This window comes from Haliscomenobacter sp. (genome assembly GCF_041740695.1).
GTDB lineage: Bacteria > Bacteroidota > Bacteroidia > Chitinophagales > Saprospiraceae > Haliscomenobacter.
Window position 1 is genome coordinate 157,994 of sequence record NZ_JBGSLK010000139.1, and the last position, 12,850, is coordinate 170,843.

General features: G+C 47.9%; 12 protein-coding genes. 3 read left to right on the forward strand and 9 right to left on the reverse strand.

The genetic code is table 11. The features are described 5' to 3' along the window. The first annotated feature begins 30 nt into the window (after window positions 1-30). Window positions 31-2,433 (forward strand): endopeptidase La, encoded by a 2,403-nt coding sequence (gene lon, locus ACEW9O_RS28720; RefSeq protein ID WP_373553682.1) that lies wholly within the window; start codon window positions 31-33, stop codon window positions 2,431-2,433. 612 nt (window positions 2,434-3,045) lie between these two features. Here the strand turns inward: lon and ACEW9O_RS28725 are convergent. The 8 genes from ACEW9O_RS28725 to ACEW9O_RS28760 all read right to left on the reverse strand — a co-directional run bounded on the left by ACEW9O_RS28725 (window position 3,046) and on the right by ACEW9O_RS28760 (window position 10,044). Next, window positions 3,046-3,306 (reverse strand): hypothetical protein, encoded by a 261-nt coding sequence (locus tag ACEW9O_RS28725; protein ID WP_373553683.1) that lies wholly within the window; start codon window positions 3,304-3,306, stop codon window positions 3,046-3,048. A 6-nt stretch (window positions 3,307-3,312) separates the two neighbouring features. Beyond that, window positions 3,313-3,474 (reverse strand): hypothetical protein, encoded by a 162-nt coding sequence (locus tag ACEW9O_RS28730; protein ID WP_373553684.1) that lies wholly within the window; start codon window positions 3,472-3,474, stop codon window positions 3,313-3,315. 34 nt (window positions 3,475-3,508) lie between these two features. Further along, window positions 3,509-3,871 (reverse strand): TerB family tellurite resistance protein, encoded by a 363-nt coding sequence (locus ACEW9O_RS28735; protein ID WP_373553685.1) that lies wholly within the window; start codon window positions 3,869-3,871, stop codon window positions 3,509-3,511. A gap of 156 nt (window positions 3,872-4,027) precedes the next feature. Continuing rightward, entirely contained in the window at window positions 4,028-5,185 is a 1,158-nt protein-coding gene (locus ACEW9O_RS28740) for an ABC transporter permease (RefSeq protein WP_373553686.1), read from the reverse strand. Between the two features lie 65 nt (window positions 5,186-5,250). Continuing rightward, window positions 5,251-6,495 carry an ABC transporter permease gene (locus ACEW9O_RS28745; RefSeq protein WP_373553687.1) on the reverse strand — a complete coding sequence of 415 codons (1,245 nt, stop codon included), beginning with the start codon at window positions 6,493-6,495 and terminating at the stop codon, window positions 5,251-5,253. Window positions 6,496-6,666: 171 nt separating this feature from the next. Next, on the reverse strand, window positions 6,667-7,329 hold the full coding sequence (locus ACEW9O_RS28750; RefSeq protein WP_373553688.1) for an ABC transporter ATP-binding protein: 663 nt from the start codon (window positions 7,327-7,329) through the stop codon (window positions 6,667-6,669). A gap of 2 nt (window positions 7,330-7,331) precedes the next feature. Beyond that, window positions 7,332-8,792, reverse strand: coding sequence for a TolC family protein (locus ACEW9O_RS28755; protein WP_373553689.1), 1,461 nt, complete (start codon window positions 8,790-8,792; stop codon window positions 7,332-7,334). A gap of 4 nt (window positions 8,793-8,796) precedes the next feature. Next, the gene (locus ACEW9O_RS28760) at window positions 8,797-10,044 is read right to left on the reverse strand and encodes an efflux RND transporter periplasmic adaptor subunit (RefSeq protein ID WP_373553690.1); all 1,248 of its coding nucleotides are present in this window, start codon (window positions 10,042-10,044) and stop codon (window positions 8,797-8,799) included. A 297-nt stretch (window positions 10,045-10,341) separates the two neighbouring features. On the opposite strand from ACEW9O_RS28760, the gene ACEW9O_RS28765 reads away from it, so the two are divergent. Together ACEW9O_RS28765 and ACEW9O_RS28770 are read left to right on the forward strand one after the other, a co-directional pair. Continuing rightward, entirely contained in the window at window positions 10,342-11,361 is a 1,020-nt protein-coding gene (locus ACEW9O_RS28765; protein WP_373553691.1) for a hypothetical protein, read from the forward strand. Next, on the forward strand, window positions 11,354-11,704 hold the full coding sequence (locus tag ACEW9O_RS28770) for a low molecular weight protein tyrosine phosphatase family protein (RefSeq protein WP_373553692.1): 351 nt from the start codon (window positions 11,354-11,356) through the stop codon (window positions 11,702-11,704). Before ACEW9O_RS28765 ends, ACEW9O_RS28770 begins: the two co-directional genes overlap by 8 nt. Before the next feature lie 12 nt (window positions 11,705-11,716). On the opposite strand, the gene ACEW9O_RS28775 is transcribed toward ACEW9O_RS28770, so the two are convergent. Then, a complete protein-coding gene (locus ACEW9O_RS28775; protein ID WP_373553693.1) occupies window positions 11,717-12,634 on the reverse strand; it encodes a MerR family transcriptional regulator in 918 nt (305 codons plus the stop codon). Window positions 12,635-12,850 lie beyond the last annotated feature (216 nt).

A 12,850-nucleotide genomic window follows, 5' to 3' on the forward strand; every position in this document is an offset into this window, starting at 1 on the left:
TATCTTTCATCTTTCATCTTTAACAAACTTATGTTCGACGCGCTATTGGTTAACCGAGAACTAGACGACGACAGTGATTTCCTCCCCATGCTTTCCATGGACGAGGGACAGGATACCATTGCCGACGACCAATATCCTGGCAATTTGCCAATATTGGCACTTAAAAATACTGTACTATTTCCTGGGGTAGTCATTCCAATTACAGTTGGGCGCGACAAATCCATTCGCGCCATCAACGAAGCATACGAGTCCAGCAAATTAATCGGGGTCTTGTCCCAACGTGATGTGAAGGTGGAAAATCCTGGTGCTGAAGATTTGTACAAAATTGGCACGGTTGCGCAGATCATCAAAATCCTGCGCATGCCCGATGGCACGACTACTGCGATTCTGCGGGGACAAAAACGTTTTGAGTTGGGCAATATGCTTCAGGAGAGTCCTTTTATGGAAGGGGCCATTCGGGTATTGTCGCACCCAGAAAACATCGATACCCTGGAGTTTGAAGCACAGATTTCCACCATCATGGATCTGTCCCAACGGATTGTAGAGCTTTCGCCCAACATTCCGCAGGAGGCCATCGCCATGCTGCGCAGCATTCAGGACAACTCTTTTTTGCTCAATTTCATCTCTTCCAACATGAATTCCAAGGTGGAGGTGAAGCAGCAAATCCTGGAATACGACGACTTGGGCCAAAAGGCATCCCTGGTCATCCATGAAATGGGTACCCAACTCCAATTGTTGGAGTTGAAAGATAAAATTGAAACCCGCGTACGCGGCGATCTGGAAAAACAACAACGCGACTATTTCCTCAGCCAACAGCTCAAAACCATCCAGGAAGAGTTGGGGCAAAACCCCCAGGAAGAGGAAGTCAATACCCTGGAGTCACGCGCCAAAAGTAAGGCCTGGACCGAAGCCGCTGCGAAGCACTTCGATAAGGAGTTGACCAAGTTGCGCCGCATGAACCCCCAGGTCGCGGAGTACTCCATCCAGTTGAACTACCTGGAATTGATGATGGACTTGCCTTGGCAGCAGTTCTCCGAAGACAATTTTGACCTTAGACGGGTAAAAAAAGTGCTCGACCACGATCATTTTGGCCTCGAAAAAGTCAAAGAACGGATCCTTGAGCACTTGGCCGTACTCAAGCTCAAGGGCGACATGAAAGCGCCGATCTTGTGTTTGGTTGGCCCTCCGGGGGTGGGTAAAACCTCCTTGGGGCGCTCGATTGCTACGGCCTTGGATCGGGAGTTTGTACAAATGTCACTCGGTGGTTTACACGACGAAAGTGAAATCCGTGGCCACCGCAAAACCTACATCGGCGCCTTGCCTGGCCGCATCATCCAATCGATGAAAAAAGCGGGCAGTGGCAATCCGGTATTTTTGCTTGATGAGATCGATAAAGTTGGCCGGGATTTTCGGGGTGACCCCAGCTCGGCATTGCTAGAAGTACTGGACCCCTCTCAAAACGACCATTTTCACGACAATTACCTGGAAGTGGACTACGACCTGAGTAAGGTCTTGTTCATCGCCACGGCCAATAGCCTGAGCACCATCCAGGCGCCACTGCTCGACCGGATGGAAATCATCGAAATTGGTGGTTACTCGATGGAAGAAAAGGTGGAAATTGCCAAACGCCACCTGATTCCCGATCAGTTGAAAGAGCATGGCCTCAAAGCCAGCCAGGTTAAAATCGGCAAAAAAGCACTGAAAAAAATCGTGCAGGAATATACCCGCGAGTCGGGCGTACGTTCGCTCAATCGGCAAATTGCCGCTTTGATGCGCCACGTCGCCAAACAAGTGGCCATGGACGAAACACCTCATCCCAATATCGACGAAGCCGAAGTGGCCAGCGTGTTGGGCATTACGCCTTTTTCACCCGAAATGTACCAGGAAGTGCCTTCACCTGGCGTTGCGGTAGGCTTGGCCTGGACCCAAATGGGTGGTGAAATCCTCTTTGTGGAATCCAGCGTAAGCAAAGGCACCGGTCGCATGATCCTCACCGGCAACCTGGGTGAAGTGATGAAAGAATCGGCGACTACCGCCATGAGTTTCATCAAAGCCCACGCAGATGAACTGGGTGTGGACACCGAAAAACTGGAAAAAAGCGACGTACACGTACACATTCCCGAAGGCGCCATCCCCAAAGACGGCCCCTCCGCCGGTGTGACCATGCTGACCGCACTCGCTTCCGTATTCACAGGCAAACCTGTACGGCCTTACCTGGCCATGACGGGTGAAATCACCTTGCGCGGCAAAGTATTACCCGTAGGTGGCATCAAGGAAAAAATCCTGGCGGCCAAACGTGCAGGCATGAAGGAAATCATCTTGTGCAAGGAAAACCGTAGGCATGTGGAAGACATTAATGCGGACTACATCACTGGATTGAAATTCCATTATGTGGGAAATATGCAGGAGGTGTTGACGCGGGCGATATCGTAGGTCTGAATTTAAGGCATCCAGAATTTTAACACCCTAACCATCACAGCGGTTAGGGTGTTAAAATTCTGGATGCCTTATGTTTTTAACAATCAAATGATGACCTCCATTTCATTTTGGGAATACCACCGGCGGTTGTGGCCTTTTGTAGGAATTAATGCCTTTTGTATCGCCTGGGTGGTGATTTCAGAAGTTTCACATGTAATCAATCCAATTGATCAATATGTCAAAACAATCAGCTACGGAGGATACCCAATACTGATGTTTTTTTATCTTTTTTTATATTGGAAACTTTATAGTATAGGATTTAAATGGAATAAAGCATTACAAAAAATACATTTGTTTGGATCAGTTGGGCTAGGAACTATTTTTTATGTCGGGATAATTCGGTGGTTGATTGAAAATAGTGCAAGAGTCCCTAGGCGATACTACGTTGTTGTACCCAGAAGTTATTTTTCGCAATTCTCTTACTGGACGTATAAACATGCAGACGAAATCATGGCGATTGCTGCGCTCCTTTTCTTATTCGTTCAACTATTGTTTTTGATCAATTTGATTTTAGCGCTTCGAAAAGGAAAGTCAAAGTAGCTTAAACAGCTCTTCACTTCTTAACTACTATAGTTTAGGTTCATGCTGGTCTGTCCAACCTTCCCAACCATTAATTTTGAAATCAAGTTTATTTAGGATTTTTCCATCATAATTTGGCCTATCTACTAGCTTTACAAAAACTCTTGCGCCTATAGATAGCTTTGCCCCAGAGATCACTATTTTTCCAAGGCTAGCTACTAACTTCCGACCATCAAAACATTCAACTTCATACAGAAGAATAGAGAACTGTTCAGTCACAATTCCTTCCAGTATAGGCTCCTCGCTCATATTTTTTTAGTTAATTTGTTTTTTACCGACACTTTCCTCAATTTCCTTTTCATAAACTTTAAATGGAGGATAAATCAACGGCGGATTGTTTAAAAAAAGAGCAATAACGGCCTCTTTTTCCTCCACTACATTTTCTATCAGTATTCCTACTTGTGTATCCCAGCCCATCAATGATTCAATTGGGTGAAAAATCTCAAGACCCTCAATTCGCCTGAAAATACTCCATCAACTCCCCCTGAAACCGCGCAATCATTCCTGACTCTTGCACACTAGTCCCTTCGCTTGCCTCAGCCACCGCCTGGAGCACTTCAATCACAAAAGTATATTCCGGGGAAGGGCCAAAATCTTTGCAGGTTTGTAGAGCTTTGGCATAAGCTTCATCTACACTGTTGGCCTTACGGTTTTCGTAATCAAAAGACCATTTGATTTCGCTGGACCAGGGATGGCTTTGCAGTACTTCTTCCAGTTTGCTGATTTCGGCTTCGTTGACCAGGCCATCGACCTTGGCCAGGGCGTAGATCAGTTCGCCGAGGGCATCGTAGAGTTGGGTTTGGGTTGTTTCCATTGGGCTATTTTTTGGGGCAAGATCGGGAAAAAATCTAAATAGTTGAGTAGGTTGAGAAAGTTGAGAAGGTTTAGGCTACCGCAGCGACTTGCACGGTGACAATGTCAACATTGCTGCGGTAGCCTAAACCTTCTCAACCTCCCTCAACCTTTTCCTCTATTCCTCATGTAACGCCGTCGCTGGCTGGATCCGCGACGCCTGGATACTCGGATACAACGCACAAAGCGTCACCAACACGTAAATCGTCAAAGTAGCGAGCAGCATGCCCAGCACATAGACACTGGCCTCCAGATCAAATACATTGAGCAAGGGAAATTGCACGGCCAGAATCAGACCAATCAAAACCCCGATGGTGGCAATCACCAACATTTCTCCTACAAAATGCACCGTAATGGCGGGTGCAGGTGCCCCCAAGGCGCGGCGTAAACCAATTTCACCCTTACGTTTGGCGATGTTGAGGGTGAGTACCCCAAAAAGCCCCAAGGCCACATTGAGCAAAAAGAATCCACACACAATGCTGAAAATGAGGGAAGGAATCGAGGTCTGCTGGTTCATGGACTTGCGTAGCGTCTTGAGGTAGGACAATTCAAATACCCAGTCTGGCTGCATGTTCCCAATTTCACGCATGAGTTTAGCCTCAAAATTGGCATCCACTCCTGGTTTCACCTTGACCAATACGGAACCCATGTCCCAATCACTCAGGTTGAAAAAAGCAGGTGTGTTGGGTTGATAATTACCACGTTGTTTGAAGTTTTCCACGATGCCCACAATTTTCCAACGTTCATCACCTTCCAATTGAATGATTTTCCCTAGGGGATTGTCCTTGCCAAATATTTTTTCTTTGGCCACCTGGTTGATCACTGCGGGAGTGTGTTTGGCCCCTTTATCTGCACGTGTATACCAACGACCTTCGGCTATTTCAATGCCCAAGGTTTTGGCGTAGTGCTCGTCGGTACCGTAGATGTCCCCCAGGATGTTTACGTTTTTGTACTTGACACCGCGGTTAGACTGGTTGTTGGCAAAGGGCGTATTGCCATTGGTACGGCTGGCCATTTCCACCTCCGGGTAGGAACGGATGCGCTGGTAGATGCTTTTGAGTTTTTCCCCAATCTGGGCGGTATCTTGATTCCAGCTGATGTTGATGCACCAGACTTGTTCGTATTTGAAGCCCAAGGGGCGTGCGTAGTTTTGGTAGTTGTAAGCCATCAGGCTCATGACGCCAAAAAGGACCAAAAAAGCGACCAGTATTTCTACGATCAGCAGAGCATTGCTGCGTTTTTTGTTCCAAATGAGTTTGAAAAAATGCCGAATCATATGTTTAGAATGTGTCGATGAGTGAATGTGCAAATCAGCTATTAGCCTATGCTGATGGCTGACTGCTAACTGTTTTTCAATGCTTCGGCTGGTTTTAGTTTCGACATGCGCCAGGCCGGTATTACCCCCGACATCAGGCCAAAAACCAATGCCAAAAACAAACCAATGCCAAAAACCGTGTAGTTGACGCTCAACACTGCATAAGGAATCAAACCACTGCGGTTAAAAATGCTCAGGATGATTTGGGCAAAAACCAGCGCAATGATGGCCCCGAGTAGGGTGACAAACACGTTTTCAATCACAAATTGCCATAAAATGGTTTTGGACGGTGCCCCAAATGCCTTGCGGATGCTGATCTCCGAGGAACGCTCGATGATGCGGCTGATGTTCAGGTTGATCAAGTTGATGGCTGGTAAAGCCATGAACAAAAGCATAAACAGCGACACGACCGCGAAAAAGATTTCGGTGCTTTCGGATTGAAAAAACTCGTAGATAAAACCTGCTAAAAAGGGCTGAGCCTTGGCTTCCAAATGTGCCACTTGCATGCCCCCCTCCATAAACGGGAATTTTAAGCCTCTTTGGGTCAATTGATCAAATTCACGTTGGATGCCAGGAAAATCACGCGCACTGCTTGCCCGGATAATGCCAATGTAAGAGCCGTTTTTTGAGTCACTTTCGTATTCACTCTTGGGACTATTGTAAGGTAGGAAAATGTCCGAATAAGTGTAGGGGTGGGTTACAGGCCCACCTTTAATCATACCAATGATGCGGTATTTTAGCCCGTTGAATTCAATCGGTTTTCCCACCACCGATTCGCCGGCACCAAAGTACTCGTCGCGGACTTTTTGGGTGATCACCGCGATGTGCTGACCCTGGTCGATATCAGATTCATTAAAAAATTTGCCTTCTAGCAATTCATAATCCGTCACCCGCCAAAATCCGGGATCCGCGTATTTCACCATGAGTTTGATGCGTTTGCTACCCACATAAGCATTGGTCGTCTTGAACAGGGAACTGATGCCGTAGTCTTCGATACCGCCCAGCGCGCTCAGGTTTTTTTTCAAAAACTTATAGGATAGCGGACCTTTCATCATCGAAGTACGTGAAGAATCCTTCAAAATAATGGAATGAATGTACAAGGTCCGGTAACGCTGTTGCTCCGGGTAATGACTTCCAAACATGTGATCCAAAAATGCGCTCAACACCAGTAGGATCAGCAAAGTGAAGCTGATGCCGAAGAGGCTGATGAAGGTGTAGAAGGGGTTGCGGAGGAGAACCTTCCAGGCGATTTTTATGTAATTGCTTAGCATTAGTCTATGTTTTTCCCCGTGAATAGCCCACGAATAAATTCGTGGGGTGGGGCTTTATGGTTGCCTCCCACGGATAAATCCGTGGGTTGGCGGAAATCGTGCAGGAATGAAAGGCTTCACACCCACACTATCACACTCACACTCACACTCACACCCATTCTTGTGGGTTGGCTAAGAAACCTGGCGGCCGTCGAAGAGACGGATCAGGCGATTGGTGCGTTTGGCCATGTTTTCATCGTGGGTGACCATGATGATGGTGCTGCCTTCCTGGTTGAGTTGGAGCAGGATGTTCAGGATTTCGTTGCCCATGTTGCTGTCCAGGTTTCCGGTCGGTTCATCGGCCAAGATGAGGGAGGGGCGGCCTACGATGGCGCGCGCGATGGCGACCCGTTGTTTTTGCCCCCCGGAAAGCTGGGTAGGGAAGTGTTTCATCCGGTTGCTGAGGCCCACTTTTTCCAGGGCTTCTTTGGCCAGTTCCCGGCGCTTGCTGCCGCTGCCGGGGCGATACAAGAGTGGAATTTCCACATTGTCCAAAACCGAGAGGTCGTTGATGAGGTGAAAACTTTGGAAAATGAAGCCAATCTCCTGGTTGCGGATGCGGGCCAATTCCTTGTCCTTATACCCCTTCAGTTGGCGTTCATTGATGGTCACTTCACCCTTGGAAGGTTCGTCGAGCAAACCCATGATGTTCAGCAAGGTACTTTTGCCGCAGCCCGAAGGGCCCATGATAGAGACAAATTCGCCCTTTTGAATGTCTACATTGATGTTGTCCAGAGCCAAGGTTTCAATGGAACTGGTGCGGTACACTTTTTCGATGCCGGATAACTTTATCATGGCTATTGGATTTTTTTGTTTTGTTCAAAATCGTACAAGGTCAACAAGCGCAGCGTGTAATACGCTCGCCAATAATCGCGCAGCGCCAGGATGTAATCGCGCTTGGCGCGGTCTTTTTCCTGGATGGCTATACTCAGGTCGGTGATGCTGAGGTCGCTGAGCAAAAAGCGATCCTGAGCAATTTTGAAACGCTCTGCCGCAATCTGATCGGCGCGGGCGTTGAGGCTCACCTGCTGTTGCAACATGCCCATCAGGGTGACCTGGGTGAATACCTCCTGTTCAAAACTCATGCGGTCTTGCTCTACGGTTTGTTGGGTCAGTTGCAAGTTGGCCTTGGCGGTAGCGGTGCGCGAGCGGCTGCGGCCCCAGTCCATCAGCGGAACTGAAAACTCCAATTGGATAAATTCCCGATCCTGCGGCTTTTGGTAGATGTCGAGCGGCTGATTGCCCCGGTTGCTGAGGCCAAAAGCGGCGCTCAGGGTAGCATTGAAGCCATTGTCGCTTTTGGCCCGGTTCAACTCGCGAGAGGCTTCGAGCAGGCGGCGTTTGAAGGCGATGGCATCGGCGCGATTGTTCAGGGCTTCCTGGCTGGCTTTGGTCGCATCAACGGCGAAAGCCGGGCCAGGGGTGGGTACTTCCAAGGCCAATTTTTCATCACCCCGGTAAGATAAGTGGGTTTTGAGCTGCAATTGGGCTACTTCGGCGGCCTGGTTTGCGCTGGCAAAATCTTTTTGCGCATTCAACACGCCGAGTTGCAATTGTAGGAGATCGTTTTGCGAAATTTTACCCAAAGCCAGTTTTTGGTTGGCAATTTTGTACAAAGTATCGCTGCTGCTCAGGTTGGTTTGGGCAATTTGTAAATTGACTTGCGCAATCAACAGGTTGAAGTAATACACTGTGGCATCGAGGGCCACCAGCTCCATGTTTTCGAGGTATTGCTGTTGGCTCTCGTTGTACTGGAGGGGCTCGGTTTGTTTGTCCCATTTCCAGGCGTTGAACTGCGAGAGGGGTTGCTGGATGCCGATGGCAAAAGGAACTCCGTTGTACAAGGTGCTGTTTTGGATAAAATTATCGAAACGCTGGAGCTGCTTTTGAACAAAAACGGTGCCGCCCGTGCGCGAAATCCTTTGGCTCAGTTCGAGATTGAGCGAAGAATTGTTGAAGGAAACAGGCAAAAAGGCAATGTTGCCATCGGGCTGCGTCACCTCCACAAAGGAGCGCGTGAAGCTGGGTAGCGATCCACTCAAACTCAATTGGGGTTTGAAATCGGACTGATAACTGCGCCAGCGCCAGTAGGCTGTCTCTTTTTGTGTAGCCGCCTGTTTGGCAGAGATGGATTGACCGCGCGCCAGTTCAACGGCTGCGTCCAGGCGCAGGGCACGCGCGGGTGCCTGCGCAATGGACCAGCAATGGGCCATGCTCCCCAGGATAATCAAAAACAGTCGGGTGATTGATACATGCATGGTATTAAGGTTTCAAGGTGATTTCGCGGAGGTGTTCAAAACGGCTCAAATCGCTGACGATGATGCGCTCGCCAGGGCGAATGCCATTTTTGATTTCTACATAGTCGAAGTTGGACAGCCCCACTTCGATTTCGCGGCGCCGGGCAATGCCGTTTTCCAGGACAAAAACCGTTTGCCGTTTTTTACCATTGAAAGCCGGGCCATTGGCCACCCGCACCGATTGTTTGGAGTCGCTGGTAACCACAAAAATTTCCACTTTCATGCTAGGGCGCAGAATGGCATTTTGGGCGTCGTCGAGTTGTACCGAAAACTGCACTACGTCATTTTCAACGGCAGGTTTGATTTGGGTGATCATACCACGCAGGTCGGTTTCGTTGACGCGAACGATCACGGGTAGCCCCACTTGCACTTGTTCTGCATAGGCATCGGAGGCTGAACCTTCGACGCGGAAACTTTTTAAATCGGCAATTTTGGCCAACATCTCCCCTTCATTTACGGTGGTGCCCACTTTGTCGTTGACCCAGGTGAGTACGCCCGGGCGATCGGCCACCATGTCGGCGGTTTTGAGTTGGTGCTGGAGTTCTTTCATGCCCGTTTCTTCGATGCGGACTTGGAGTTCGGATTCGCGCAGGTTGGTACTTTTGGCTTGGCGGTTGTAGCGCACCTGATTTTCGAGTTTGTCTTTTTCCAGTTCGGAAATTTTGAGGGCATTTTCGGCGCGGCTGACGTCTTCCTGGGTGCGGCCACCTACTTTGAACAAGCGGCGGGTATCTTCGAGTTCGGCTTTCTGACGGTTGATACTGAGGCCCTTGATCTGGTTGTCGAGCTCGGCGTCCAGAGCGTCTTTTTCCAGTTGGAACTTCAGTTTTTCCACCCCATTGCGTTTGAGTTCCAGTTGGTCTTTTAGCTTTTCGAGTTCGATGAGGGATAGTGATTTGTCGAGTAGCAATATTTGCTGTCCTGGCCGTACCGCTGCTCCGGGGCTGAGTAACACCTGCTTGACACTGGCGCGGATAGGACTGGCGAGTACTTGTTCAAAGGCCGGGATTACCTCCCCACTGGCAGTCAGGGTGTTTTCGACGCTACCCAACTCGGCCACGACCACCCGGAGTTCAGATGCGCGGACGTTGGTGCGCAGGATTTTGCTGAGCAGAAAATAGGCTGCTCCTAGCACGAGGATGGCTACGAGGGCGATGCCCCAGCCTTTGAAGCGTTGTTTGCGGATGATTTCGGGTGCGAGTTCACGATCCATTTTGGCTCTTTTGTAGGAATAAAATCCAAAGGTGTGCCAAATTTAAATTGTTGATTTTTAGTTTATTATTTTGATTTTGAAAGTAAAAAACGTGCGATTTCGCACTTTGGGGTGTAGAAGCGCACTGGCAATTGGAAGCGTATTCTTTTTTCCTGTACTTTTGATCAGACAGGGCTTATGCGGTGAGGGAAAACGGGCTATGCCCAGTTTTTGGGGGATGTCGCCCTTTCAGGGCTTATTTGCGGAGTGTAACCGGAGGGAATTAGTTGCGTTATTCAATTTGTCAAACTAGAATTCATGCGACCATATTTATATCATCTGGTAGTGTTATTTTTTTGGGTGTTTTACATTGCTGGTTGCAAACAGAGCGCAGCTCCCGTTGACGAAAATGCCCGGCCAATGGCGTATACCGAAAAACAGTTGGAAAGTTTTTTGGATAGCATTGGGCGTTTGCCGATTGAGCCGATGGTGAAGGAGGCCAGGCATTATTCGGATTCGGTGTTTTATAGCCGGCAAAACATGGCGGTAAAACTTAGTGCATCTGATTATCAAACGCTTTTGAGAGAAGCTAAAAAGGGTCTCATCAACGAAAAACTGGCTCGGCAGTTTCACACGGATTATGACAGTAGTGAGGTGTATGAGGGAAAACTTTATGCATCATTCCATCCATTTGACAAAAATGAAAATCAGCCGGATCAATTCGCCATCTGTTTTGAAGTTCCTGCGATGAATTCGGAGGGAGATGTTTATTTTTTCAGTAAAAACCAGTGCATTTCCATGCACCATATCTTTCATCGTTATGGGCTAGAAATGGAACATTACCAGGACGAGGAAGGAAAAACAGTAATTTATTACAGGGAAAACTTTGCCAGTGGCACTGGCATCTGGTGGTTTGATTATTATTTTTATCGGTATGAAGACGGCAAACTATTGCCTGTTTTGAGCGAATTGCAAAATGGAAATTTATCGATGATTCCAGCTTATCGTGCACGGTGGCTGGAGTCTACAATCGTCGACACGAATCCAGTTACTTTGAAGATGGTGTATTATTTATCCGGCGAAAATGGAGATTACATCCTCAATGATTCGACCAATGTACAATACCGTTGGGATGCAAAAACCAAAACCCTGAAAGGCGATTACGAAAGCTCCAAACTAAGCCAGAATCAAATTTTGTCCTATAATTTGGGCACTGGAAATGATCTCTTTTTCATCAGGGCACATTATGATATGCTCAAACGATTACTGAAGGACAAGACCAAACGAAGGCTGGTGTTGTATTTTTTAAACGAAGCAAAAGCGGACTTGAATGGCTGAGCGGCGCAAAATCCTTTTCATCTGCACAGCCAACCGAATGCGCAGCGCGACCGCTGAAAAAATCTACCAGGATGACGTTCGTTTTGAAGTCCAATCAGCGGGCACCCATCCGCTGGCGGATCAGGTATTGGACGAGTATTTGTTGGATTGGGCGGATGCCATCGTGGTGATGGAGAAGGGCCATCGCAATTTTATTCGAGCAAAATTCCCGGAGTACTATGCGCAGAAAAAGATTGTGTGCCTGTACATTCCTGATGAATATGCCTTTATGGATGAGGGGTTGATTGCACTGTTGCGGAATAAATTTGAAGAGGTGTATCAACGGGGGCTACTGGGAAGATAAGCAAGGATAAACCTATAGCACAGTGGTGCTTCGTCTAGCACTTACTTCTTTCACCACCTCCAAAAATTCCAGCGTATGATCCAAACTCCGCAACACCCGTACATTGTGCGGTGCAGTTACCTTTTGCGCCACCACTTGATAACCCGACAGCAAAACCTGGCATTCAGGAAAAGTCTCCGACAGCTTGTCTACGTACTTTTGCACAGGTTCTTTGGCGAAGGTTTCGCTGATCATGGTGAAGATAAAATCTGGCTTGTGTACTTTGCAGGCATCGCGCAGGTCGGCTATTGAAATGTCTTGCCCCAGGTAGAGCACGTGGTTGCGACGCGACTTGAGGATGTAGTGCATGAAGAGCAGTGTGAGTTCCTGCTTTTCCCCCTCGGGCAAATAAATGATGAATTTTTTGACCTGTTTGCCCTGTGGAATGGGCTCCTGGTCAATGGCGACAATGATTTTTTGGCGGATGAGGTAGCTGATGAAGTTTTCTTGTACCGGATTGATGGATCCCGTCAGCCAGAGTACGCCCAACTTGTCCAAAAAGGGATAAATCACCTCCAGCATCGTCCGTTCAAAACCCAGTTGCTGGATGTTCATTGAGACGATGCGGTCGAATTTTTGCTCGTCCATTTCGATCATCGAAAGGGTGAGGGCGTCGAGTTGGGTGCTGTTTTCGAAGTTGATTTCGGCGATGGAAGCCACTTTTTCGGCTACTGTCTGCCGCGACATTTTGGCGATCTTGGAAATTTTAACGCCATTTTTGTTGAGCAGGGATACATTGAGCAAAAACTTGAGGTCATCGTCCTGATAGTAGCGGATATTCGTCTTGGTGCGCTTAGGAGCGATGACTCCATAACGTTGCTCCCAGATGCGGATCGTGTGTGCTTTGATCCCCGAAAGTTTTTCCAAGTCGCGAATTGAATATACGACCACTTGTTAAGACGTTTTTTTTCAGTGAATTACAAAAAATATGACGAGCTAAAATGCACTTTTTATTTTACCAATAAGCTAAGAGCCTGTAAAAAATTACGTTTTTCTCAATATGAGATGAATGTTAGCAATCAAAACAAAAGTCTCACTAGTTCTGGTGTCGGCTTCGTAATCAAGGGAGAGCCTTCTTGACCACATGAGCCAAGAAATCGTCCTCTC

Coding starts and splice junctions, on each gene's coding strand:
- lon (WP_373553682.1), top strand. CDS start 31: ATGTTCGACGCGCTATTGGTTAACCGAGAACTAGACGACGACAGTGAT.
- ACEW9O_RS28725 (WP_373553683.1), bottom strand. CDS start 3,306: ATGAGCGAGGAGCCTATACTGGAAGGAATTGTGACTGAACAGTTCTCT.
- ACEW9O_RS28730 (WP_373553684.1), bottom strand. CDS start 3,474: ATGGGCTGGGATACACAAGTAGGAATACTGATAGAAAATGTAGTGGAG.
- ACEW9O_RS28735 (WP_373553685.1), bottom strand. CDS start 3,871: ATGGAAACAACCCAAACCCAACTCTACGATGCCCTCGGCGAACTGATC.
- ACEW9O_RS28740 (WP_373553686.1), bottom strand. CDS start 5,185: ATGATTCGGCATTTTTTCAAACTCATTTGGAACAAAAAACGCAGCAAT.
- ACEW9O_RS28745 (WP_373553687.1), bottom strand. CDS start 6,495: ATGCTAAGCAATTACATAAAAATCGCCTGGAAGGTTCTCCTCCGCAAC.
- ACEW9O_RS28750 (WP_373553688.1), bottom strand. CDS start 7,329: ATGATAAAGTTATCCGGCATCGAAAAAGTGTACCGCACCAGTTCCATT.
- ACEW9O_RS28755 (WP_373553689.1), bottom strand. CDS start 8,792: ATGCATGTATCAATCACCCGACTGTTTTTGATTATCCTGGGGAGCATG.
- ACEW9O_RS28760 (WP_373553690.1), bottom strand. CDS start 10,044: ATGGATCGTGAACTCGCACCCGAAATCATCCGCAAACAACGCTTCAAA.
- ACEW9O_RS28765 (WP_373553691.1), top strand. CDS start 10,342: ATGCGACCATATTTATATCATCTGGTAGTGTTATTTTTTTGGGTGTTT.
- ACEW9O_RS28770 (WP_373553692.1), top strand. CDS start 11,354: ATGGCTGAGCGGCGCAAAATCCTTTTCATCTGCACAGCCAACCGAATG.